The organism is Alteromonas aestuariivivens (genome assembly GCF_003367475.1).
Lineage (GTDB): Bacteria > Pseudomonadota > Gammaproteobacteria > Enterobacterales > Alteromonadaceae > Alteromonas > Alteromonas aestuariivivens.
The window spans coordinates 148833-173115 of the sequence record NZ_QRHA01000009.1 but is presented as its reverse complement, the minus strand read 5'-3'; the positions used below and the strand labels follow the sequence as shown (position 1 = coordinate 173115).

Annotated in this window: 23 protein-coding genes and 1 other annotated feature; of the genes, 13 read left to right on the top strand and 10 right to left on the bottom strand. The window is 51.1% G+C overall.

The window, feature by feature from the left end; genetic code table 11:
- The first annotated feature begins 4 nt into the window (after positions 1-4).
- The 13 genes from DXV75_RS13460 (at position 5) to DXV75_RS13395 (ending at position 15400) form a co-directional block, all read left to right on the top strand.
- Positions 5-748 carry an HvfC family RiPP maturation protein gene (locus tag DXV75_RS13460; protein WP_115593930.1) on the top strand — a complete coding sequence of 248 codons (744 nt, stop codon included), beginning with the start codon at positions 5-7 and terminating at the stop codon, positions 746-748.
- Between the two features lie 274 nt (positions 749-1022).
- A complete protein-coding gene (apt, locus tag DXV75_RS13455; protein ID WP_115593956.1) occupies positions 1023-1559 on the top strand; it encodes an adenine phosphoribosyltransferase in 537 nt (178 codons plus the stop codon).
- A gap of 17 nt (positions 1560-1576) precedes the next feature.
- A complete protein-coding gene (gene dnaX / locus DXV75_RS13450; RefSeq protein WP_115593929.1) occupies positions 1577-3961 on the top strand; it encodes a DNA polymerase III subunit gamma/tau in 2385 nt (794 codons plus the stop codon).
- A 32-nt stretch (positions 3962-3993) separates the two neighbouring features.
- Positions 3994-4320, top strand: a complete 327-nt coding sequence (locus DXV75_RS13445) for a YbaB/EbfC family nucleoid-associated protein (RefSeq protein ID WP_115593928.1) — start codon at positions 3994-3996, stop codon at positions 4318-4320.
- A gap of 13 nt (positions 4321-4333) precedes the next feature.
- Positions 4334-4933, top strand: a complete 600-nt coding sequence (recR, locus tag DXV75_RS13440) for a recombination mediator RecR (RefSeq protein ID WP_115593927.1) — start codon at positions 4334-4336, stop codon at positions 4931-4933.
- A 161-nt stretch (positions 4934-5094) separates the two neighbouring features.
- Positions 5095-7017, top strand: coding sequence for a molecular chaperone HtpG (gene htpG, locus DXV75_RS13435; protein ID WP_115593926.1), 1923 nt, complete (start codon positions 5095-5097; stop codon positions 7015-7017).
- A gap of 304 nt (positions 7018-7321) precedes the next feature.
- A complete protein-coding gene (gene adk, locus DXV75_RS13430; RefSeq protein ID WP_115593925.1) occupies positions 7322-7966 on the top strand; it encodes an adenylate kinase in 645 nt (214 codons plus the stop codon).
- 360 nt (positions 7967-8326) lie between these two features.
- Positions 8327-8725 carry an MAPEG family protein gene (locus DXV75_RS13420; RefSeq protein WP_115593923.1) on the top strand — a complete coding sequence of 133 codons (399 nt, stop codon included), beginning with the start codon at positions 8327-8329 and terminating at the stop codon, positions 8723-8725.
- A 2-nt stretch (positions 8726-8727) separates the two neighbouring features.
- Entirely contained in the window at positions 8728-9858 is a 1131-nt protein-coding gene (locus DXV75_RS13415; RefSeq protein WP_220272530.1) for an alanine racemase, read from the top strand.
- A 106-nt stretch (positions 9859-9964) separates the two neighbouring features.
- Positions 9965-10594: a uracil phosphoribosyltransferase gene (gene upp / locus DXV75_RS13410; protein WP_115593922.1), complete on the top strand. Its 630-nt coding sequence runs from the start codon at positions 9965-9967 to the stop codon at positions 10592-10594.
- Position 10595: 1 nt separating this feature from the next.
- Complete coding sequence (locus DXV75_RS13405) at positions 10596-11801, top strand: uracil-xanthine permease family protein (RefSeq protein ID WP_115593921.1); 1206 nt, start codon at positions 10596-10598, stop codon at positions 11799-11801.
- 413 nt (positions 11802-12214) lie between these two features.
- The gene (locus tag DXV75_RS13400; protein ID WP_115593920.1) at positions 12215-14365 is read left to right on the top strand and encodes a methyl-accepting chemotaxis protein; all 2151 of its coding nucleotides are present in this window, start codon (positions 12215-12217) and stop codon (positions 14363-14365) included.
- 318 nt (positions 14366-14683) lie between these two features.
- Positions 14684-15400 carry a DUF7840 domain-containing protein gene (locus tag DXV75_RS13395; protein ID WP_115593919.1) on the top strand — a complete coding sequence of 239 codons (717 nt, stop codon included), beginning with the start codon at positions 14684-14686 and terminating at the stop codon, positions 15398-15400.
- Between the two features lie 128 nt (positions 15401-15528).
- Here DXV75_RS13395 and DXV75_RS13390 read toward each other — a convergent pair whose 3' ends face one another.
- From DXV75_RS13390 to hisG, 10 genes are all read right to left on the bottom strand, one after another.
- Positions 15529-15975, bottom strand: coding sequence for an Hsp20 family protein (locus DXV75_RS13390; RefSeq protein WP_115593954.1), 447 nt, complete (start codon positions 15973-15975; stop codon positions 15529-15531).
- A 142-nt stretch (positions 15976-16117) separates the two neighbouring features.
- Positions 16118-16759, bottom strand: a complete 642-nt coding sequence (gene lepB / locus DXV75_RS13385) for a signal peptidase I (protein ID WP_115593918.1) — start codon at positions 16757-16759, stop codon at positions 16118-16120.
- Positions 16760-16921: 162 nt separating this feature from the next.
- The gene (hisIE, locus tag DXV75_RS13380) at positions 16922-17542 is read right to left on the bottom strand and encodes a bifunctional phosphoribosyl-AMP cyclohydrolase/phosphoribosyl-ATP diphosphatase HisIE (protein WP_115593917.1); all 621 of its coding nucleotides are present in this window, start codon (positions 17540-17542) and stop codon (positions 16922-16924) included.
- Between the two features lie 9 nt (positions 17543-17551).
- Complete coding sequence (hisF, locus tag DXV75_RS13375; RefSeq protein ID WP_115593916.1) at positions 17552-18340, bottom strand: imidazole glycerol phosphate synthase subunit HisF; 789 nt, start codon at positions 18338-18340, stop codon at positions 17552-17554.
- On the bottom strand, positions 18322-19059 hold the full coding sequence (gene hisA / locus DXV75_RS13370) for a 1-(5-phosphoribosyl)-5-[(5-phosphoribosylamino)methylideneamino]imidazole-4-carboxamide isomerase (protein ID WP_115593915.1): 738 nt from the start codon (positions 19057-19059) through the stop codon (positions 18322-18324). Before hisA ends, hisF begins: the two co-directional genes overlap by 19 nt.
- Positions 19060-19662 (bottom strand): imidazole glycerol phosphate synthase subunit HisH, encoded by a 603-nt coding sequence (gene hisH, locus DXV75_RS13365; RefSeq protein ID WP_115593914.1) that lies wholly within the window; start codon positions 19660-19662, stop codon positions 19060-19062.
- On the bottom strand, positions 19663-20733 hold the full coding sequence (gene hisB, locus DXV75_RS13360) for a bifunctional histidinol-phosphatase/imidazoleglycerol-phosphate dehydratase HisB (protein WP_115593913.1): 1071 nt from the start codon (positions 20731-20733) through the stop codon (positions 19663-19665). It abuts the gene before it with no gap.
- Positions 20730-21815 (bottom strand): histidinol-phosphate transaminase, encoded by a 1086-nt coding sequence (gene hisC / locus DXV75_RS13355; protein ID WP_115593912.1) that lies wholly within the window; start codon positions 21813-21815, stop codon positions 20730-20732. The genes hisB and hisC overlap by 4 nt, the downstream gene beginning before the upstream one ends.
- Positions 21812-23119 carry a histidinol dehydrogenase gene (gene hisD, locus DXV75_RS13350; protein ID WP_115593911.1) on the bottom strand — a complete coding sequence of 436 codons (1308 nt, stop codon included), beginning with the start codon at positions 23117-23119 and terminating at the stop codon, positions 21812-21814. Before hisD ends, hisC begins: the two co-directional genes overlap by 4 nt.
- Positions 23120-23131: 12 nt before the next feature.
- Positions 23132-24034 (bottom strand): ATP phosphoribosyltransferase, encoded by a 903-nt coding sequence (hisG, locus tag DXV75_RS13345; RefSeq protein WP_115593910.1) that lies wholly within the window; start codon positions 24032-24034, stop codon positions 23132-23134.
- Positions 24035-24071: 37 nt separating this feature from the next.
- Positions 24072-24192: a sequence feature (His leader region), on the bottom strand.
- Between the last annotated feature and the right edge of the window lie 91 nt (positions 24193-24283).

Genomic DNA, 24283 nt, shown 5'->3' with positions numbered 1-24283 from the left:
AACAATGAGTAAGCTGGAAGCCGAACAGAGCAAATTTGTCGGGGCCATAAGGGAACCTGACTGCTTCGAACCGGATTCGGCAGATCATCGGCGCAGAATGGCCGTCTATCAGTCGTTGTTTATCAATAATATTGATGGATTTTTGCAGAGCAGTTTTCCGGTGCTCTACAGCATTTTAACGGAAGATATCTGGAATTCGCTGGTGCGAAGTTTTTTTCGCGACCATTCGTGCAGAAGCCCTTACTTTTCTGAAATCAGCAAGGAATTTGTCGAATACATCGGCGGTGAGCCTGATATCCTGCTACAACTCCCTGTATTTGCCAGTGAACTCATTCATTATGAATGGATTGAACTGGATGTCAGTATCCGTAAAACTGATGTTCCAGTTTCTCTTTGGCAAACCAATACCTTACCTGCAAGCATGATTGTGTCGCCGTTGAGTTCACTGGTCTCGTATCAGTATCCGGTTCATCAGATTTCGAAAGATTTTCAGCCCGAAAACTCAGACACGCGCTTTTATTATGTGGTTTATCGTGATGAAGGTGACAGCGTACAGTTTATCCAGACCAATGCCAGCACGGCGTTCTTACTGCAAAAAATGGAATCTCAGTTCTGCCCCAGCAGCCCTGAACAAATTTTGGAGTGGATGCTTGAGGCGCTACCGGGATTTCCCACGAAGGATCTTGAACAGGGCCTCCACATTACGCTTTTGCAACTGCTTGAAAAAGGGGTTTTGCTCGCAGGCTAGCCTTTACCTTTCAGTGCTCAGATCTCCGACAATTGAGTGGCTATGATGGTATAAAAACTGTCATTCCTTAATCAATTGAATTACCATTTACGCCCTTTTATCAATAATCATTCATTATCGGGAATTGTAGATGGCAGATAATTCAGAATTTAAGGAAGTCTATAACTGGTGGTACTTTTTGGCCGCTGTCGTAACATTACTTGCTTTTCCTCTGATGCACATCATCACCGGTTGGTTTACTTTTTGGCTGTAAGCCAGAATCAAAGGTATGAAAGTGACCGCTGAGTATATTAAATCAACTGTAAAAACCGTGCCGGATTACCCCAAACCGGGTATTCAGTTCCGTGACGTAACCAGTGTGCTTGAAGATCACAAGGCTTTTCGTGGCTGTATTGACTTGTTGGTCACGAAATACCAGTCCTATGGTTTTAACAAAGTGGCCGGAACTGAAGCGCGCGGCTTTTTGTTTGGAGCTCCGTTGGCGATAGAGCTTGGCGTGGGCTTTGTACCGGTCCGCAAACCCAACAAGCTGCCACGGGAAGTAGTAAGCGAGAGCTACGAACTGGAATACGGCATGGACACCCTTGAAATTCACAAGGATGCCATTCAACCGGGCGACAAGGTGTTGTTGATTGACGACTTGCTTGCCACCGGCGGCACCATCGCGGCGTCTGCAAGCCTGATCCGCCAGCTTGGCGGGATTGTCGAGTTCGCTGGGTTCGTGATCGGATTGCCGGATTTAGGCGGATACCAGAAATTGCAGGCGGCAGGCATTGAGCCATACACCATCTGCGAGTTTGAAGGCGATTAGCGAGAAGTATTACCTCCATGAGTTATCAGGTACTGGCAAGAAAATGGCGTCCCGGAAAATTCAGCGAACTGGTCGGCCAGGAACACGTAGTGGCCGCTATTTCGAACGCGCTGGACAATAACCGGTTACACCATGCCTATTTGTTTACCGGTACCCGAGGGGTGGGTAAAACCACCATCGCCCGCATTTTTTCCAAAAGCCTCAATTGCGAGCAGGGCCAGAGTTCAAATCCCTGTGGACAGTGCTCTACCTGCCGGGAAATAGAGCAGGGCAACTACGTTGATTTGCTCGAAATTGATGCGGCTTCCCGTACCAAGGTGGAAGATACCCGTGAATTGCTGGACAACGTTCAGTACAAACCAACTCGCGGGCGGTTCAAAGTTTATCTGATAGATGAAGTGCATATGCTGTCAAAGCACAGTTTTAATGCGCTGCTTAAAACACTGGAAGAGCCTCCGCCACATGTAAAATTTTTGCTGGCAACCACAGACCCGCAGAAATTGCCAATCACCATTTTGTCCCGCTGTCTGCAATTTAATCTCAAAGCATTGTCCAGAGAACAAATAAGCGGGCAGCTGACCCATATTTTGAATCAGGAGTCGATTGACTTCGAAGCCCCGGCGCTGAATTTACTCGCCCGCGCTGCTCAGGGCAGTATGCGTGATGCTTTAAGCCTGACTGATCAGGCTATTGCACAGGGAGACAATCAGGTTACCGCAACCGTCGTAACCGACATGTTGGGCCTGATGGATAGGCATCAGTTACTCAAGATCCTGAACGCGATAGTGCAACGTTCGCCGCAGAAGGTGCTCGAACAGGTAGCCCTGATGGCTGAACAGGCTCCGGATTACAGCCAGGTTCTGGCTGAACTGAGCAGCCTGTTGCATCAGATTGCGCTGACCCAGTGGGTACCGGACGCGTGCAAGCTTGAAACTACCTCCGCCAAGGCGATTTACCAGTTGGCCCGACAGATACCGTCAGAACAGGTCCAGTTGTTGTACCAGATTGCGTTGCAGGGCAGGAAAGACATGCCGTTTGCATCCGATGGTCGCAGTGGGCTCGAAATGGTGCTGCTGAGAATGATGACCTTCGCTCCCGTTTCGCCGATTCAGGACCGGGAGACAGTGATTTCTGAAAACACTGTAGCAGTACTTCCTCTGCAGCAATTGTCTGCTGAAAGTAAAGTTGTGCAGGATGAAGGCTCTTCAGGTGGAACTTCAGGGGAGCATGCCGATACCGAAGCGGCTCAGGATAATGTGCCGCCAGAGGTAGCGTTCGGAGTAACAGAAGAACCTTCTGTGCCCGCAGCGGAGCAAGCCGGGGAAGACACTGAACATCAGCGACTGCTGGAAGAGCAGGCTGCATTGGAGCAACAGGTCAGTCAGTCCCGGAGGGAAAAAGGTGCGACTTTCACTCCTGCCGAGGAAAATACCCCTTGGGGCAGTTCAATGGTGCCGCCCGATGATGTTGAGGGGTATATGCCCCCCGACGGTGAAGAAGAGTTTGTGGGTTTCGATCTCGCGTCTGAGCAAAATACCGAGCAGGCTCCAGAGGTTTCCGGCAGTTCTGTGGCTGAAATGCTGGCCTTGCGTCAGCGCCTGAAGCAGCGTCGAGAGGAGGCGTCATCATCTGACGCAAAAAAGCCCCTAACACAAATTCATGATCCTGGCGGTTTGGCCGGGCGTTTGGCGGCTTCGTCTCAGCAGAATTCGGCCGATTCGGCCATCGTCAACTCGACGGCAGAGGCTGAGCCGGCACCGGAATCCGTAGGTGATATCCACAGCGATGAAAGTGACCGGCCACCCTGGGTAGCGGAAACGGCCGATATCAACCCGGCAAACATCCATAATGAGGTGAATTCGACTCCACCTGAAATACCTCCGCCGGAATCTGCTGAAACTGTCCACCTGGACGAGCAGCCTGTGAATGCCTCCGGTACGGTGGCAGTGCTGACGAGAGAGCTGCCCGACGGTGTGCCGGTTGAACTGACAGCTTATCTTGATGACGGTAACAAGTTGTTGCGTGCCAGTCAGATTGACCAGTGGAGTGCTCTGATCGAAAGCATGGATGTGGCGGGTTTACTGAAACAAATCGCCCTGCATGCGGCTTTCAGTCAAAATGGCAGTCAAGTAAGTCTTGAACTTGACTCCAGTCAGGCCCATTTACTGAATGACAGTGCGCTCAATCAACTTACTGATGCCCTACGAGCGGTATTGGGCCCTCAAATCGCATTGGATATTCGGGTCGGCGAACCAAAGCAGACCCCTTTTTCATTACAACAGGACATTAATGCCATGCGTCAGCAGTATGCTGAGCACGTGGTACAAACTGATGACATCATACAGTCGATTCGTAACGCATTTGCTGCATCCGTCATGTCGGACAGCGTAAAGGCGCGTTAGAGAGACAACCAACCAGAAACAAGGTGAGCAAAATGTTTAAAGGTGGCATGGGAAATATTATGAAGCAGGCGCAACAAATGCAGGAGCGCATGCAAAAAGCCCAGGAAGAACTGGCAAAAATGGAAGTGGAAGGCCAGGCCGGAGCTGGCATGGTCAAGGTAACCATGACCTGTAATCATAACGTACGCAGGGTGGAAATTGATCCATCCCTGATGGACGACGATAAAGACATGCTGGAAGACCTGGTTGCTGCAGCGTTTAACGACGGAGTACGCCGTATTCAGGAAACCAGTAAAGAGAAGATGGGTGAAGTTACCGGAGGTATGCCTCTGCCCCCTGGCTTCAAAATGCCGTTTTAATCTCTGAGCGTTTATGAAGTTCAGCCCATTGTTGTCAGAGCTCGTGAGTGCTCTGACCTGCCTGCCCGGCGTAGGTAACAAGAGTGCCCAGCGAATGGCCTTTCACCTGCTGGAACGTAACCGGGAGGGCGCATTAAAACTCAGCAGCGTGCTGCACAATGCCATGGAGCACATCCGGCATTGCTCGCGTTGCCGTACTTTTACGGAACAGCCAGTCTGTGATATTTGCCAGCATCCACAGCGGCAGGACAGCGGCCTGTTGTGCATTGTGGAAAGTCCCCAGGATGTGCTCGCCATTGAACAGACTTCGACTTTCAACGGAACCTATTTTGTGCTGATGGGGCATCTTTCTCCTATCGACGGCATAGGGCCGCAGGAAATTGGCCTGGATGAACTGGAGCAACGTTTCCGCTCGGAGTCTATTCAGGAAGTGATTCTGGCCACCAACCCGACGGTAGAAGGTGAAGCCACCGCTCATTACATTGCCCAACTCTGCAACAAGTATCATATAGAAGCCAGTCGGATTGCCCATGGTGTGCCTGTTGGCGGGGAGTTGGAATACATCGACGGTAATACACTGACCCACGCCTTCTCTGGCCGACGCAAGTTATAGCCATAATGCAGACGGACTGACGCTCGCTCAGTCCGGCAGCTCTCACGGTGACAGATTTACCCGAGCGGGCAAAAATTTGTCTTTGGCTGTTGAAAATGTTCCTCACAGCCCCTACCTCCCAGATTGAAAACAAGATCCATCTGACTAGGAGATTCTGGTTTATGGCTGAGGTAGCCCAACACGAAACCCATGGCTTTCAGACAGAAGTTAAGCAACTTCTGCATCTGATGATCCATTCCCTGTATTCAAACAAAGAAATCTTTTTACGTGAGCTGGTTTCCAATGCCGCGGATGCTGCAGATAAGCTGCGTTTCAGAGCGCTGGAAAACGACAGTTTGTACGAAAACGACGGTGATCTGAATGTTCGTCTGAGCGTCGACAGTGAAGCTGGCACCCTTACGGTTGCTGATAATGGCATCGGTATGACCCGTGATGAGGTGATTGCGAATCTGGGGACCATTGCCAAGTCCGGCACCAAGGATTTCTTCAGCAAGCTTTCAGGCGATGCAGCGAGAGATTCCCAACTGATTGGACAGTTCGGCGTAGGCTTTTACTCAGCGTTTATTGTTGCAGACAAAGTTACCGTTCGTACCCGTGCGGCGGGCGCGGATGCTTCTGAGGGAGTTGAGTGGATTTCAGACGGTGAGGGAGAATTTACCGTAGCCGAAATCAACAAACCAACCCGTGGGACTGAAATTGTTCTGCACATTCGTGAAGATGAGAAGGAATTTCTGGACAAATGGCGCCTGCGTTCCATTATTGGAAAATATTCTGACCACATCAGCATTCCGGTTCAAATGTGGAAAGAAGAAGTGCCTGAGCGAGATGGCCCTGACGGCGAGAAAATCGCGGCTGAGCCTGGTCAGTGGGAAGTGGTGAACAAGGCTACCGCTCTGTGGACCCGGGAAAAGTCTGAAATTTCCGACGACGAATACAAAGAGTTCTACAAGCACATTTCTCACGATTTTGCTGATCCGTTGTCCTGGGCACACAACCGTGTGGAAGGGAAAACCGAGTACACCAGCCTGTTGTACATTCCCAGCAAAGCGCCGTTCGACATGTGGAACCGTGATCAGAAGCACGGTTTGAAACTGTATGTACAGCGCGTGTTCATCATGGACGACGCTGAACAGTTCATGCCAACCTATCTGCGTTTTGTAAAGGGGTTGCTGGATTCCAATGATCTGCCGTTGAACGTGTCCCGTGAAATCCTGCAGGACAACAAAATCACTCAGGCGTTGCGTCAGGGCTGTACCAAGCGAGTGTTGCAGATGCTGGAACGTATGGCGAAAAACGATGCCGAGCAGTATCAGAGTTTCTGGAACGAGTTTGGTAATGTACTCAAGGAAGGCCCAGCCGAAGACTACAGCAATCGCGAAAAAATTGCCGGCCTGCTGCGCTTTGCCTCTACGCATACCGATTCCGATGCCCAGACCGTGTCACTTGCTGACTACATTGAGCGCATGAAGGAAGGCCAGGACAAGATTTACTATGTGACTGCAGACAGTTATCAGGCCGCCAGAACCAGCCCACATCTTGAAATTTTCCGCAAGAAGGGTATTGAAGTGCTGTTAATGGGAGAACGCATCGACGAATGGCTGATGTCTCACCTGACTGAGTTCAATGAAAAATCCTTCCAGTCGATTGCGAAAGGGGATTTGGACCTGGGCGATCTGGATGACGAAGAAACCAAGAAAGCCAAAGAAGAAGCCGAGAAGCAGGTGGAAGGCATTCTTGAGCGTGCCAAGGAAGCCTTGGGTGATAAGGTCATTGACGTCAAATTTACCCATCGTCTTACCGATTCTCCAGCCTGTATCGTTGCAGACGAGAATGGCATGAGCACCCAGATGGTGAAATTGATGCAGGCAGCTGGTCAGCCGGTTCCGGAAGCAAAGTATCATTTTGAACTGAACCCTGAGCATCAGCTGATAAAACAGCTGGCAGATACTCAGGACGAAGGTCTGTTCAAACAGTGGGTTGGTGTATTGTTTGATCAGGCGGCGTTGTCGGAGCAGGGGAGTCTCAAGGACCCATCCAGCTTTGTGCGCAATTTAAACAGTTTGCTAATGAGCCTGGCCAAATAAGCCTGTAAACAGCACATTTGTTTATTGAAAACGGGTCTTTAGACCCGTTTTTTTATGCTATTAAATAAATTTGCGTATTTATTTAATTTTTAGTCTATAAATAAGTAAGTTAGATGAACAATTTTTTGAAAATCTGTTAATTTTCAGCCCCTTTCATTTTCCTCGTGTTGTATTGGAAAAGTGATTGGCGATTCTTTATACGAAATTGGTCTTATTGGTCAGGTTTGGCGGGCCCTCGGGCTTGTCACGTCAAGCCTGAATGTGTAAAGTGCCGGAAGTTATAAGATAAAGCGGAGAGCGCAACATGCGAATCATACTTCTCGGTGCACCTGGTGCCGGTAAGGGTACACAAGCGCAGTTTTTGATGGGAAAATTTGGTATTCCCCAGATTTCTACCGGTGATATGCTTCGTTCAGCAATTAAGGCAGGCACGGAGATGGGTCTGGCGGCCAAGCGTGTCATGGACGAAGGTAAGCTGGTTTCGGATGAAATTATTATCGGTCTGGTTAAGGAGCGTATCGCTCAGGATGACTGTGCAGGCGGTTTTTTGCTCGACGGTTTTCCCCGTACCATTCCACAGGCTGACGCCATGAAAGATGCAGGTATTGCCGTAGATCACGTTATCGAATTCGACGTTCCGGATGATGTGATAGTTGAGCGTATGGGAGGCCGTCGGGTTCATCCGGCTTCCGGGCGTGTTTATCACGTTGTTTACAATCCTCCGAAGGTGGAAGGTAAAGACGATCAAAGTGGCGATGACCTGATCATTCGGGATGATGACAAGGAAGAAACTGTGCGCAAGCGCCTGGGCGTGTACCACGACCAGACCAAACCTCTGATTAGCTATTATTCTGCGGAAGCCGTTGCCGGTAATTGCCAGTACCATAAACTGGATGGCACACAACCGGTTGAAGCCGTCAGTCACAAGCTGGCAGAATTGCTGGGTTAATAGAATCTATTAGGGCCTGTTGATCTTTGCTGTTCGAAATTTGTTCACTCAGAGTGAACCCGAAGGGCAGCACCTGTCGTGCTTTTCTGCTGCGTTAGCGGCTGTTCATGTAGGTGACTGCACTTCACAGCCTCTGCCTTGCATAAATGCACGACAATTCGCTGAAAAATTAAACAGCAAAGATCAACAGGCCCTGGGCGTTGTTCGTTTCGAGGGCACCCCAATTTTTGCAAAAAGCCGCTCCAAGCGGCTTTTTTTGTGCCAGTAATGGCCTTGTTGTGCAGAAATCTTTGCGTAGCCCGCATTTGCTTGTCAGAATTAACCTGCTGAGGAGATAGGGAAAAGGAAGGAGACAGACAAATGAGTTTTCCAATTACCGCGTTTTACGCGAGTCTGCTTGCGCTGTGCTACATCTACCTTTCCCTTGCTGTTATAGCGGTAAGACGCCGCGAACGGGTCAGTCTGGGAGATGGGGGGCATGGTGAATTGCGTCGCCTGCTGCGCGCCCACGCCAACTTTAATGAATATGTGCCGATTGGCCTGATATTATTGGGATGTCTGGAAAGTATCAGCGAACTGTACTTTATAGAACATCTCTGCGCCTGCTTGCTATTGTTCGGGCGTATGCTGCATGCCTATGGGTTGCACCACCATGAAGGGACCAGCTGGCAACGTTTTGTGGGTATGCTGATGACCTTTCTTTCTATCATTATAATGGCTTCGACCAATTTGCTGGTTTTACATTTTCTGGTGGTGTGATTGTGACGTTAACCGCGCTTATGACCCCGGCCTGCGTGATTGACAGAGCTAAACTTCGCGTCAACGCTGAACGTCTTAAAACACTGTGTTCTCAAAGAGGAATACAGCTAAGGCCACACGTCAAAACCTTGAAAAGTGTTCAGGCGGCTCAGTTATATGCCCCACCGGGGAGTGCCATTACTGTATCAACGCTGGCTGAAGCGCGTTACTTTGCCGCTGCCGGTTATCGAGATATCCTTTACGCGGTTGGGGTTACACCCAATAAACTGCCCGCCATCAACAATTTGCTTGGAGCCGGAGTGGCATTAACGGTCATTGTTGATAGTGAAGCCGGGGCTGAACATCTCATCGCTTTTGCTCAGCAGTTTTCCAGTCCTTTGCGTGTTGCCATCGAGATCGACGTTGATGATCATCGTGCCGGTATCAGGGCACAGGATCCCGAACTCATTGCAGTCGCGCGAAAAATCGACCTGCAGCCCGGCTTGCAGTTTTATGGCGTAATGGCGCATGCCGGTGCTTCCTATGGGTGCTTTGATATCAGCAGCCGTTCAGCAATGGCAGTTCAGGAGGCAAGGCAGACTGCAGAGGCTGCGCGTCTGCTGGGTGAACAGGGAATACCCTGTGAACTAGTATCGGTGGGGTCAACACCGACAGCGCTTGTCGATATTGAACGCCCGGGTATTACTGAATTGCGGGCTGGGGTTTATGCTACCTTCGATTGTGTGATGGCTGGCCTGGGGGTGTGCAACTATAACGATATTGCCATGAGCGTTCTGACCTCGGTTATCGGGCACCAGGTGGACAAGGGCTGGGTGCTGATCGATGCCGGCTGGATGGCATTGTCCCGTGATCAGGGCACAGGCTCTCACGCTTTAGATTGCGGTTACGGGCTGGTGTGTGATGCCAAGGGAAGGCTACTTGAAGGCTGGTATGTTGCGCAAACCAACCAGGAGCACGGCATCATTGCACATCGTGACGGTATCAGCCCTCCGTCCGAGCTTTTTAAATATGGCACCACGCTAAGAATTCTGCCTGTCCATGCCTGTGCTACAGGGGCACAGTTTGAGCAATATCATGTGACAGACGATAATGACTGTGTGAGCACTGTCTGGCCAAGAGTCAACGGCTGGTAAGGGTTTTGGGTAAATCAAAATACGTTGAACCAAAGCCCACCAAGGCTCGCTGTTGCTATACTACTGATCCGCATAATCCTGTTAAAAATCGACTGAGGTAATAATCATGGCCGTGCACGAGATAACCCACCCTTTGGTGCAGCATAAACTCGGGCTGATGCGGGAAGCGGGCATCAGTACTAAAAATTTTCGTGAGTTATGCTCGGAAATCGGTACATTGCTGACGTACGAGGCGACCCGTCAAATTCCCACCGAAACCAAAACGATAACGGGGTGGGAAGGCAGAGACATTGAGGTTAAGCACATTAAAGGCAAGAAAATGACCTTGGTGCCTATTCTGCGGGCCGGTCTGGGTATGCTGGAAGGGGTAATGTCTCTGTTACCCAGTGCCAAGGTGAGTGTAGTCGGGCTTTATCGGGACGAAGAAACTCTTGAACCGGTGCCATATTTCGACAAAGTTGTCAGTGATATTGATGAGCGCAGCGCCCTGATAGTTGACCCAATGCTGGCCACGGGGGGCACTTTGATAGCCACGGTAGATTTGCTTAAAGCAAAAGGGTGCAAGGACATTAAAGGGTTGTTTTTGGTTGCTTCACCCGAGGGCATTGAAAAATTGCACCAGGCACATCCGGATGTGGACATATATGTGGCGTCTGTTGACGATCATTTGAATGATAAAGGCTATATCATTCCTGGGCTGGGCGACGCAGGCGATAAAATTTTTGGAACAAAATAACATGCCCTCGCTGAAAACGCCTTTGCTGGGGCTACAAATGTTGTTTGTAGCCTTCGGTGCACTGGTGTTAGTGCCTATTCTTACCGGGCTGGACCCCAATGTGGCTCTGTTTACTGCCGGTGCTGGAACACTGGTGTTTCAGTTGGTTACCCGTCGTCAGGTTCCGGTTTTTCTCGCATCTTCTTTCGCATTCATCGCTCCGATAAGTTATGGCGTAGCGACCTGGGGCATTGCCGCTACCATGTCCGGTCTGGCTGCAGCGGGTTTATTGTATGTGCTGCTGAGTTTGCTGGTGGCCTGGCGTGGCAATGATGTGATTCACAGGTTGTTACCACCGGTTGTGGTGGCTCCGGTTATCATAGTGATTGGCCTCAATCTGGCTCCTGTTGGGGTTAACATGGCACTGGGGAAAACCGGTGATGGTGCCGTCCAGCTGGTCGATAGCACAGTAGCGCTTGTGGTTTCTCTAAGTGCTTTAACGGTTACCCTTGTCACTTCGCTGTTGGGGAAGGGGCTGATGAAGTTGTTGCCGATTCTCGCGGGGCTGGTGACAGGTTATGTCATTTCACTGTTCTTCGGCATTGTGGATTACAGCGCCGTGTCCCAAGCTGCCTGGTTCGCGCTGCCAAAATTTACCGCGCCAACCATTCACTGGGAAGCCATAGTGTTTATGTTACCGGTAGCCATTGCACCCGCAGTGGAACACATAGGTGACATCACCGCAATCTCCAATGTTGCAGGAAAAGACTACCTTGAAAAGCCGGGTTTAAAACGCACTTTACTTGGAGACGGTCTCGCTACCAGTACAGCTGCCCTGTTCGGTGGCCCCCCTAATACCACCTATTCTGAGGTTACCGGAGCGGTAGCTCTGACCAAGTCTTTCAATCCGGCCATTATGACCTGGACTGCCCTGTTTGCCATCGGGTTGTCTTTTTTGGATAAAACCGGTGCATTTCTGGGCACCATCCCCGTTCCTGTGATGGGGGGGATCATGGTTTTGCTGTTTGGCACCATAGCGGTTATCGGGCTGAAGACGCTGGTTGTGGCGCAGGTGGACCTCTCCAACGGTAAAAATATGGCTATTGTAGCCGTCGCTTTGGTATTTGGTTTGGGCGGTATGCATTTTGATTTAGGCATTATGCAGTTGCAGGGTATTGCCCTGGCAGCCGTTTCAGCCATCGGCCTTAATATTCTGCTACCCCGCTGAAGCTGCCCAACATGCGGCTGTGTTAACCATTCTTGTTGCACAGTCTTTCAATTGCAGGAAGCTGACTCGAACCGGGCATAATCCCTTCGCTCTACATCCAGCTCACCGTGATCTTCTATGGTGCATTGCACCAATATAGTACTTTATTTTGACTGAATTTTATTTAATTGGGATTGTTTTGGATTTAATTTGATTTAGTTGGGTTGATTTTGATTGTTTCATGCCCGCTAAAACCTTCACCAGCCCTGCCATGGGGCTGATTTCTAGCCAGTTTTCTGGCTAAAGGTGCTTTTTACGATTCAAAAGGGCTTTTATTGCACATTTATTGCAAAGGGGGGAATCGTTTTCCCTCTTAATAAAAGCCGCGTTGTACCAGCCCGCGAATTACATAGTTGTAGAAGTAGAGAGTTCCAATGAATTTAAAAAGCCCACTCATGCAATTAACGGCACAAGAAAGACACTGGTTACCTTGGTTTGGCAAGAATGGCAAAATTGCATTGGGTTGGTCGTGTTTTGTTAATCGAAGCACCTACCCGGTTGTAGAACAGACATTCGAAGGTATTGCAGCAACCCGGGTTAAATTGTTACAGATGTGGACCCATAACCATTGGGAGCACATGCAGGGCATTGCCAATCAGGTCAATACTCAGGCGTTGGAGCAAAACCTTTATCTGCTGCAGCAAAAGTTACAGGCGGTGCCCGATTTTTCTGAAGTATTCCTGCTGGATACTCAAAGCAGAGTGGTATGCAGCACCCATAGCCAGAGAAAAGGGCAGACTCACAACCAGTCGAAAGCGCTTCAAATTGCCAGCAAGGAAAGATTTTTACATGGCCCCTATGTGGACCCGGTGACGTTAGAAATTGGGCCTTCCAGCTCAAAATTTCATGATGAAGTAACCCTGATGTTTTACCAGCCGGTGTTCGAAGACAACAAGCTGGTGTGCATTGTTGCCGGCCGGGTGCCTAATGATGTGCTTGGTGATCTGATTCAGCGAGAGGCTGGGCACATATACCCTGAGTCGGGAGACAACTACCTGTTTATGGTTGAATCAAGGTTTGATCCCAGTATTCAGCAAGGCATCGCGCTTTCACGTTCTCGGTTTGAAGACAGTACTTTCAGCCATGGTGAAAACCTCAAATCCGGTGTCCATACCAAATTCGGTACGGTGAGGATCCGCAATCACACGGAATTTGAAATTCGTTTTACCGACCCGGCTACCGGCGAACTCCACCCAGGGGTACGTGAAACCATCAGGAACGGCCAGAACCTTTTTGTAACCTATCCTGCCTATTCGGACTACCGGCATATACCCGTGATTGGTAAAGGCGTAACTTTCAGTTTGCCGGGCTCAAAGGACACCTGGGGCATGATGTGTGAAGGTGACCTCGAAGAGGTGTACCGGCGACGGTCCATTAACCTCAGTTTGATGAAGCTGTATCTTATTATGGTAACCAGTATTGTTACCCTCCACGGTAGCCTTACGGGCTTTACCGATTTAAGTAATTTAGTGGTGAACAGCATTACGGGTGTGGGAGCGTTGCTAAGCAGTTACCTGTTTTCGATAATGGGCACCAACAGGGTTTCCCGGCGTTTGAATGATATGACCCAGGTAATTCGAACCATCGCCGAAGGGGAAGGAAACCTGACTCAGCGTCTCGACCCCGATCGCATCAAACACGATGAAACCGGTGATATGAGCCGTTGGATCAACAGCTTTATTGATAATCTGGATGGTATCGTCGGACAGGTTATTCACGCCTCGCACAACGTTAAAGAAACCAACGAGGCCATGCTCAACCGCAACGAGGAGGCGCATAGCAGTTCATTCGAGGTACATGAGTCGATGAAACATATGCAGAGCCTGATTGAACGCCAGCGAGAAGTTATCCTCAAGGCTGCTCAAACTGCGGAAACCATGAAGTCGACCATGGCGCAAGTGGTGAAAAAGGCCAAACAGGATTACCAGGATGCCCGTTCAGGAACCCAGGCCATACGCGATATCGTTGACCGAACGGCGCAGTCAGTTCAGTCTATTGACGCCAGAATGGGGGAAATTGGCAACATCATCAGTGTGATTACTGAAATTACCAATCAGACCAATCTGCTGGCACTGAATGCGGCGATAGAGGCCGCCAGGGCCGGTGAACATGGGCGTGGTTTTTCGGTTGTGGCTGATGAGGTAAGAGGCCTTGCGGGACGCACCGCTGAAGCTGCAACCAATATTCATGAGATGATAAAGGGGCTTCAGGAAGAGACCCAAATTGCAGTCAGTTTTATGGAGTCGGGAGTTAAAGACGTGGATCAGAGCCTCAAGCTGACTGAAGCGGCATCCTCGGAAAACCAGGAAATGCATACCATTGTTGAACAGATGTTTGACATTATCCACACCATTGAAGAAAACAGTGCCCGCAACGGTGAAACCGCGCGCAACGTGACCCAGGTCAGCCACAATATGGCCAATTCCATTGCCGAGCTGGCGTCAAGTTCTGCAATGGTGGAGTCTACTGCCAGCAAGCTGCAGCAGCTGGTGGGTATTTTTACTGTAAGCAGTGTCAGGCAGTAATAATAGCTTCGGTATCGGGTAAGATACCGTGGCCACGGATTGAGCCCTTGATAGCCCCGGTGAGGACGTTGGCAGCCTGACAACGCCTGTTCCGGGGGCGCGAACCATGGTTTTTTCAGCAGAACCAGATTGGGGCTAGGCCAGGTTCATTTGGTATCAGGTTCCACGATTTCATACTTTAACATGAGTTTCTGGTACCAATATGAGGCTACAAGCAGAAAGCAACCGATACCGATAAACATCAGAACCTTTTGCCAAAGTTCTGAAGCGTTAACGTCCAGCACACAGCTGGCCCGCAAAGATGCTCTGGCGATGCGTATGCGCCTTCCCGCAGGTCAATCTTTGAGCTTTCGTAACCAAGCAGAGTTGCTTCCACCGCACCTTAGTCAGCTTCCCTCCAAGATCAGTTTGGGGTTGGCGGACGCCGACGAATACTTTGCGAGCGTGGGGTTCAGAATGACGTATTTTGATGAGCTCTCTTTCGATAAAACCAAAAAACCTTTTACAAAGTTGGAAATGCTGGATTCAGAAATTTGGGCCAATGCGTCTGAGGTGATAGTTAAAAAACTGGAGTTTGTGGATATCGCTACTTACTATGCCCCCCGTTCTAATCCAACTAAATCATTTGCAGACGCATGGGAAGTTAGCGCTGGATTTGAGTCCAGACTGATTCAGCCTGACCCGGGTAACAGCTTTTTTGTTCGCGGAGCATTAGGGAAATCCTATTTGCTTTCAAACAACTGGCTTGTGTACGGCTTGGCTGGCGGAAAGGCATTCACCGGGCAGGTTGATGGAGTGGAGGGATTTGCCAAACTGGGAACCATCGGACGACTAAATGCTAAAACCAGCGTTCACGTAAATGCTGTGCAGTATGTCGGTTTAGGTGACACGTCAGATGATAGTTTTAAACTCGGCTATGAGTTTGCTTTGAATTACCAGTTTTCGAATCAGGCTGAGGTGCGACTGATGGCTGAGAAACTGACTTCTATGACATTCTCCGTGGTTGTTCATTATTATTGGGGTTTCCAGAACTGAAGGTTTTTTAGGTTTATTCGAGCATGTTTTCCATCGAAGAGAGTGGCGCGAGGAAAAAATAATTAAAGTGCCATTCTGCTTGGCAGAACGGCACTTTTGATATGAATTTAGTTAATTAAGCTAATAACTTATTTGCTTTCCAGCAACTTACCGCCAATTTCGATTTTACGCGGTTTCTTGGCTTCCGGGATGAGTCGCTCCAGTTCGATGTGAAGCAGGCCGTTTTCCATATCTGCACCAGTCACTTTAACGTGGTCGCCCAACTGGAACTTACGCTCAAAGTTGCGCTCGGAGATCCCTTTATGCAGGTAGCGGCGCTCTTCGCTGCCCTTTTCCTCGTCGGCTTTCTGGCCGCTAACGGTCAGGGTATTGTCCTGCACTTCAATGCTGACTTCGTTTTTGCCAAATCCGGCAATAGCCATGGAAACCCGATATTTGTCGTCGCCCAACAATTCAATGTTGTAGGGAGGGTAAGTGCTTTGATTGTCAGACCGGGTGGCAGCATCAACTAAAGAAGCCAGGCGGTCAGAACCAATGAATGAACGGTAAAGTGGAGACAGATCGATAGTACGCATAGTCATATCCTCAATAAATAAAGCAATATGTAAAAGTTTGCCCCGATATTCGGCGGCTGTGTTGTCGGCCTCACTATTGAGCACCGACAACTCATATATAGGCGCGTTATTTTTTACTTCAACCCTTGGTTTAAAAAAATTTTTAAATCATAGGTGAGAAGGTGCGTGAAGGGCGGGGCAGGTAGAAGTTTTCGGGGTCGAGGGAGAGGATCACGCTCAGGGCCTGCCCTTGCACTTCCGACATGGGAACAAACCCGTATACCCGGGAGTCCGCGCTGTTGTTACGGTTATCACCTAAAACCAGCAGGTGGCCCTGTGGTACGGTTACTTCGCCGAAACTGCTGAGGTGCGTGACATTGCCCGTTATCTGTATGGGGTGGGGGTGATCAGGCAAGTACTCTAAGGATTGTAAGCCTGATCCTAACCGGTATTGCAGTGGCTCACCGTTGACTCGCAAATGGTTGTTGTCCATTGCCACTCTGTCTCCGGGTAGCCCTATGACTCTTTTGACCAATCGATTGTTGGCGGCCTGACTGTTGAATACCACAATGTCGCCGCGGTGGGGCTGGCCGGTTTCAATCAGAGCAATATCGGTAAAGGGTAACTCAATGCGGTAGGCCGCTTTATTAACAAAAATGCGGTCTCCTTCAACGATGGTTGGATTCATGGAGCCAGTGGGTACGTTGTACCAGTCGGCAAAACTGCTTCGAACCACAAACATCAGTAGCAAAAAAATAAAAATCGATTTGTTTTGCTGCCACATATTCGCCAGCCATGTTGTCATGAATAAATTTCCTTTTGTTATATGGGCATTGGTTTATAGCTGAGTAGACTGAAACGGGGCAAAAAAGTTGCAGATGAAGTGTGTCAGGATGTGTCTGATTAGGCGTTAAAGAGAAAAGCAACACTGGAGGCAGGGGCGGCCGCCAGTGTTCATGGGTATCGTTTAGCCTTGGTGGCGTGCTTTCAATACTGCAATGACGTCAGATAAGGAAAGATTGCTGGCCTGTAACAACACCGTGAGGTGGTAGAGCAGGTCTGCCGCTTCATTCTTCAACTCTTCAGTGTCTCTGACCGTAGCCGCCAGGGCGGTTTCCACGCCTTCTTCACCGACCTTCTGCGCGATGCGTTTAATGCCGGTCTGATACAGTTTTGCGGTGTAGCTGGAATCCGGGTCGGCGTTTTTGCGTGCCGCCAGTACCCGCTCCAGATCGGCCAGAAAAGTGAAGTCGGAGGCCGCACTGTCAAACCAACAGCTTTCCGTTCCTGTGTGGCAGGTTGGGCCGTTCGGGTGGGCCAGTACCAGTAGGGAGTCCTGGTCACAATCGCTGCTGATTTCCACCAGATCGAGGGTATTTCCCGAGGTTTCGCCTTTCTGCCACAGTCGGTTTTTGGAGCGGCTGAAGAAGGTTACTTTGCCGCTGGACAGGGTAGTGGCTAATGCGTCTTGGTTCATAAACCCCTGCATCAGCACTTTACCGCTGGTGGCATCCTGCACTATGGCGGGCAACAGGCCGGACATTTTGTCCCAGGCCAGTTGCTCAAGGTTCTTGTCTGATATGATCATGGTCACTCCTTACTGCTCACCCAGGGGTTTACGCATGGCAACACCGGCTTGGGTCAGGGTTGATTTCAGTTCCTGCATATCGATGATGCCTTTGTGGAATACTGAGGCGGCCAGAGCGCCGTCCACATCGGCCTGTTGAAACACATCAATGAAATGCTCAATGGTGCCGGCACCGCCGGACGCAATCAGCGGGACTCGGCATACGTCCCGGACCGCTTTTAGCTGGGCCAAATCGTACCCCTGGCGAACGCCGTCCTGATTCATGCAGTTCAGTACAATTTCGCCGGCTCCCCGTGACTGTACTTCCGCCACCCAGTCCAGCGTTTGCCACTGGGTTTGCTGCGTGCGGGATTCATCGCCGGTGAATTTGTACACCTCGTACTGCCCGGTATCGGCATTGTAAAAACTGTCGATACCGATCACCACGCATTGCTGGCCATAAACGTCGTGCAGCTGATTGATCAAGTCTGGGTTGGTGAGAGCCGGGGAGTTAATCGAAATTTTGTCTGCACCCATCTCCAGAATGCGCCCTGCGTCAGTGACAGAACGGATCCCGCCGGCGACACAAAAGGGGATGTCGATCACTTCGGCAATGCGGCTCACCCAGCTTTTGTCTACCACCCGCTGGTCGGAGCTGGCAGTGATGTCGTAGAACACCAGTTCATCAGCGCCGGCTTCGGCGTAGCGCTGTGCCAGCGGTACAATGTCACCGACAATTTCGTGGTTGCGGAACTGGACGCCCTTGACCACTTTACCGTCACGCACGTCCAGGCAGGGTATTATCCGTTTTGCCAGCATGCTATGGCCTCCTCTAAGCTAAATTTTCCTTCCAGCAGCGCACGGCCAAGAATCACACCGCCCACGCCGGTGGGGCGTAGTGCCTCGATATCCCTAAGCTGGCCAATGCCGCCTGACGCCTGCCACACAATGTTGGGAAATTTCGCGCAGACTTCGGTGTACAGCTCTACGTTGGAGCCCTTTAGGGTGCCGTCGCGGCTGATGTCGGTGCACAGCACATGTTTGGCATCCACTTCGGCGAAGTCTTCCAGCAAGGCTTCCAGAGCCACGCCGGAATTTTCCTGCCAGCCATGGGTGGCAATGAATTTGTTACCGGCCTCGTCAATGTTGATGTCCAGAGCCAGTACAATGCACTCGGGCCCGTAGGTTTTCACCCATTGCTTGACCGTTTCTGGTTGTTTCACGGCCAGTGAGCCTACCACTACCCGGCTTACACCAATGTCCAGCAGTTGCGCCACTTCGCGCTCCTCACGAATGCCGCCGCCGGCCTGAAAGGCCATGCGCTGGGTGTTGATCATGGCTTTAATCAGCTCAAGCTGGCGTTGTTCGGGTTGTTTGGCGCCGGTCAGGTCAACAATGTGCAACCACTCTGCGCCTTGGTCGGCGTAATGATGAACCACGTCAATGGGGTTGAGCTTGTATTCGGTTTTTTGCGCATAGTCGCCCTGATACAGACGCACTACTGACCCGTCAATTAAATCGATAGCTGGAATGATCATTTATAACTTCACAAAGTTGGTTAATAACTGGGCGCCCGCTTCTCCCGAACGCTCGGGGTGAAATTGCACACCGTAAAAATTATTGTGCTGCAGAGCGGCGGAGAAGCGCTGGCCATAGTCGCAGGTGGCCAGGGTCTTGTCATAGTCCGGCACGGCGAAACTGTGCACAAAATAAAAATACGTGCCTGCGGGGATACCGTTGAACAAGCCTTCGTCCTGCGTTGGGGTAACCGTATTCCAGCCCATATGAGGCAGGCGCAAACCGCCTGCTTGCAGGCGGCCCACATGGCCGGGAATAAGGTTCAGGCAGTCTATCTTGCCCTGATTGCTTTCATCCGAGCTTTCGACCATAAGCTGCATGCCCAGGCACACTCCCAACACCGGCTGGGTCAGGGCCTGCAGGGTTGGGATCAGGTCTTTGGCCCGAATGCTGGTCATGGCGGCAGCTGCACTGCCTACGCCCGGTAAAAAGACTTTATCGGCTCGTGCAATGGTGGCGGTGTCGCTGGAAACCTCCACTTCCACCCCCAGTCGCTGCAGGGCAAATTTTACCGAGCTAATGTTGGCGCAGCCGGTGTTGACGATGACAATTTTCTGAGCCATTTACAATGCTCCCTTGCTGCTGGGCAAGGCATCACCCTGGCGGGCAATCGCCTGGCGCAGGGCACGGCCGAACACCTTGAACAGGCTTTCTACCTGGTGGTGGGCATTGCCTTCGGTAGTCGACAGATGCAGTGAAAGCCCCATGCTTTGCGCCAGCGAGTAGAAAAAATGGGGCACCATTTCACAGGTGAGGTCGCCCACCTTATCGCGGCTGAAGTCTGCTTCAAACTTGAGGTGCGGGCGGTTGGAAATGTCAAGAATGCACTCTGCCCGGCACTCGTCCATGGGCAAAGCAAAGCCAAAACGGCCAATGCCACGCTTGTTGCCCAGCGCTTTTTTCAGCGCTTCACCCAGTGCCAGAGCGGTGTCTTCCACACTGTGATGGTCGTCAATGTGCAGGTCGCCTTTCACCGTTACATTCAGTTCAAAGCCGCCGTGGGTGGCAATCTGGTCAAGCATGTGGTCGAAAAAGCCCAGCCCGGTGTGAATGCTGGAAGGATTGCCGGAGTCCAGGTCAACCTTTACCGTAATGTCGGTTTCTGAGGTGGTACGGGTAACTTCCGCCACCCGGTTCCCGCCCAGTAAAGCAGACTCAATGGCTGGCCAGCCGTTGGTCTGGCGGTCGTAGCGAATTCCGCGGATGCCCATGTTTTCAGCCAGTTGCAGGTCGGTTTCCCTGTCGCCAATGACGTACGAGCGGGTGAAATCCACTTTGCCTTGTTGCAGGTAATCTTTGACCAGCCCCAGTTTTGGCTTACGACACGTGCAATTGTCGCTGTCAAAATGGGGGCAAATCAGCACGTCGTCAAACTTTACCCCTTGGCTGTTGAATACCGCCATCATTGCGTTATGGGGCTTTTCAAAATCTTCGGTGGGAAAGCTGTCTGTGCCGAGCCCGTCCTGGTTGGTGACCATAACCAGTCGGAAGCCAGCGGCCTGAAACTTCAGTAATACCGGGATAACTTTCGGCTCAAACACCAGCTTTTCCAGGCTGTCCAGTTGTTTGTCAATGGGCGGCTCCTCTACCAGGGTGCCATCCCGATCGATAAATAGAATCGCTTGCTGACTCATGCCGATACTCCTGTCTGGGCAATATATTGGTCAATCAAATCAAGCAGTCGCGCGTTTTGCTCCTGAGAGCCGACGGTGGCGCGCAAACAGTGATTGAGGTTAAGTTGCTTGGATTGATCGCGGATCAGCATTCCGTGAGAAACCAGAAACGCCATCAGTTCTGAACTCTGTTCAAAGCGGAACAATACAAAATTGGCCTGGATGTCGCCAACCCAGCTGATCCCTGGGCGGCTCTGCAGCGCATCCAGCAGGCGTTGCTTTTCTGCCTGTAGATAAGCAACCTGCTCCTGCATCTGCACAATTCCTGTATCTGACAACGCCTGGGCTGCAATTTGTGCGCACGGTTCCGGGATTGGGTAGGGGGCGATCACTTTCAGCAAAGCCTGAATAATATCAGCACTGGCCAGAGTGAAACCGCAACGCAGGCCTGCGAGTCCGAAGGCTTTGGATAGGGTGCGCAGCACTACCAGATTAGCGTAGTTATCCAGTTCGGATACCCAGCTGCTGTCGGCGTCGAACTCTATGTAGGCTTCATCAACCACCACCAGTGCGCTATCGCCAAAGTGGGTCAGCACGGCTTCGAGATCGGCGCGTTCCACCCGGGTGCCGGTGGGATTGTTTGGTGAACATATGAACACCAGTTTAACCTCATTGGTGGCACAGATAGCGGGCACATCAAGGCTGAAATCGGCGTTGAGCGGTACCTTTTTAATACCCACATCACAGGTTTCGGCACTGATCGCGTACATGCCGTAGGTCGGGGGGCAAATCAGAATGCTGTCTTTACCCGGCGTACAAAAAGTGCGGATCAGCAATTCAATGCCTTCATCGGCACCGCGGGTCACGATCAACTGTTCAGTGGTTACACCCGCATAGTCAGCATAGCCCTTAACCACGCTGTCGGGCTGGCAGGCTGGATAGCGGTTGAAGCGGCTGCTGTTTACCGTATAGTCGTTGGCAAACGGCGATTCGTTGGCATTCAGCCAGTCCTGACCACCAGAGTACAGGCGACGGGCCGACTCATAGGGTTTTAAAGGAATAAGGTTTGGATTCACTAAACGATCCACCAGAGTACGGCTCATCCTCGGTTCTCCTGTTCCAGTTTAGCTAAACGCAGGCTGACCGCGTTTGCGTGGGCATCCAGGCCTTCAGCGTTGGCCAGAGTGACAATCGCGGGCCCCAGGTTACGCATTCCTTCTTCACTGAGTTCCTGCACGGTATAACGGCGCATGAAGTCCAGCAGCCCAAGGCTGGAATAATTGCGCGCATAGCCGTAGGTGGGCAGTACGTGATTGGTGCCCGAAGCGTAGTCTCCTGCCGACTCCGGTGACCAGGGGCCAAGGAATATTGAGCCTGCGTTGGTCAGCAATGGCAGGCAGGAGCGTGGGTGGGTGATTTGCACAATCAAATGCTCCGGCGCGTAGAGGTTGCTCACCTCAATTGCCTGTTGCAGTGTGTCGGTCAGAATGTAACGGGCATTTTGCATGGCCTGGCTGGCAATGTCGTTGCGTGATAAAACGGCCAGCTGGCGTTCTACCGCTGCCACGGTTTGTTCGATGACCTGCTCACTGGTGCAAACCAGTATGGCTTGTGAGTCGCTGCCATGTTCTGCCTGCGAGAGCAAATCTGAGGCGATGAATTCCGGGTCTGCGCTGTCATCGGCCAATACCAGTACTTCAGAGGGCCCGGCCGGCATGTCAATTGCGGCGCCATCCGGACGCTGGCTGACTTGCTGTTTGGCTTCGGTGACGAAACTGTTTCCCGGCCCAAAAATTTTGTCGGCGCGGGGTAGGGTATCGGTACCAAATGCCATGGCGGCAATCGCCTGCGCACCACCGCACAAATAGATTTCACTGATGCCACACTTGCGCGCGGCGTAGGCGATTTCGGGCGCAATCATGCCGCTTTTTGCCGGGGGAGTGCACAACACCCGGCGCCGGCAACCCGCCGCCATGGCAGGCACTCCCAGCATCAGTACGGTCGAAGGCAGCGGGGCGCTGCCTCCGGGAATATACAGACCAACCGTGTCGAGCGCACTGAAATGCTGCTCACACACTACACCCCGGGTGGTAGTAAGCGTAATGCTTTGTGGTTGCTGGGCCTGGTGGAAGTCGTAAATATTCTTAAACGCTGTATCGATAGCGTTCTGAACCGGCTCTGTCACACTGTCGGCCAGGCGGTTTAAATCGGCATTGTTGAGCGCCAGTTGTTTGAGGTCAGGGCAATCAAACTGCCGGGTAAACGCCAGTACCGCTTCGTCGCCCTTGGTATTTACTTCAGTGAGAATTTGCCCAACGGTTTCCTGCAAACGCCGGGCATTTTGCATAGCCGGGCGTGAAAGCACCTGTTGCCTGTCCTGTTGGGAAAGAGAAGACCAATCAATCATTGCTTTGCCTCATTAGCCCATCATTTTTTCAATTGGCATAACCAGAATCGAACTGCAGCCCAGAGCTTTGAGTTTTTCCATGGTTTCCCAGAACAGGTTTTCCGGGCTGACCACGTGAATAGCGACAGTGTCTTCACTGCCTGCCAGCGGCAATACCGTGGGGTTTTCGGCACCGGGCAACAGGCTTTTGACCTGTTCCAGATAGTTTTTCGGCGCGTGCAACATGATGTATTTGCTTTCTTTGGCTTGCATAACACCATCAATACGCGGAACCAAACGGTTGACTAACGCCTGCTTGTCGTCGTCTAACGCGCCGTCAGCGCGCTGAATCAGCACGGCTTTGGAGCGGAAAATGACTTCTTTTTCCACCAGGCCATTGGCTTCGAGCGTGGCGCCGGTGGACACCAGATCGCAGATCGCATCGGCTACGCCTGCCCGGGGGGCCACTTCTACTGAACCGGTCAGCATAACCGCTTTGGCATTGATGCCTTTCTGGGCGAAAAAGCGCTCCAGCAGGTAGGGGTAGGTGGTTGCGACTTTTTTGCCGTTTAAGGATTCAATGCCCTGATAATTCATTTCCTGCGGCACCGCTATCGACAGGCGGCAACCGCCGTAATCCATGCGCCGCAAAACCTCAAATTCACTGGGTTTGGAAGCGGCCTGGCGCTCCAGCATTTTTTCTTCCAGTTCATTTTCACCAATGAACCCTAAATCCACTACGCCGTCCATCACCAGGCCTGGAATGTCGTCGTCGCGAACTCTTAACAGATCGATGGGTTGATTGGTGGAATGCGCGATGAGCAGACGATCGCGAATATTCAATTTAATGCCAATGGCCTTCAGCAGGCTGAGACTGTCATCGCTCAGTCGGCCGGATTTCTGTACTGCTATGCGCAGTCTTCTGCTATCACTCATGATGTGTCCCCAGTAGATCCATAACTTGTGCGTCTAAAACGAAAAACCCCCGAAAGTTGCCTTCCGGGGGTTTAGAACTTTTCATCTGCGCCACAGGAAGGAACAACAAACCTTCCAGCACCAACCTGAAAGGTTATGCTATATGATGGTGATGATGAATTAGTGCGCAGTTGTTCATAAAATATAAAAAGTCTTTTCGTTGAGCCGCGGAAACATTAGCCAATTGCCGGGCAATTTGCAACCCTTAAT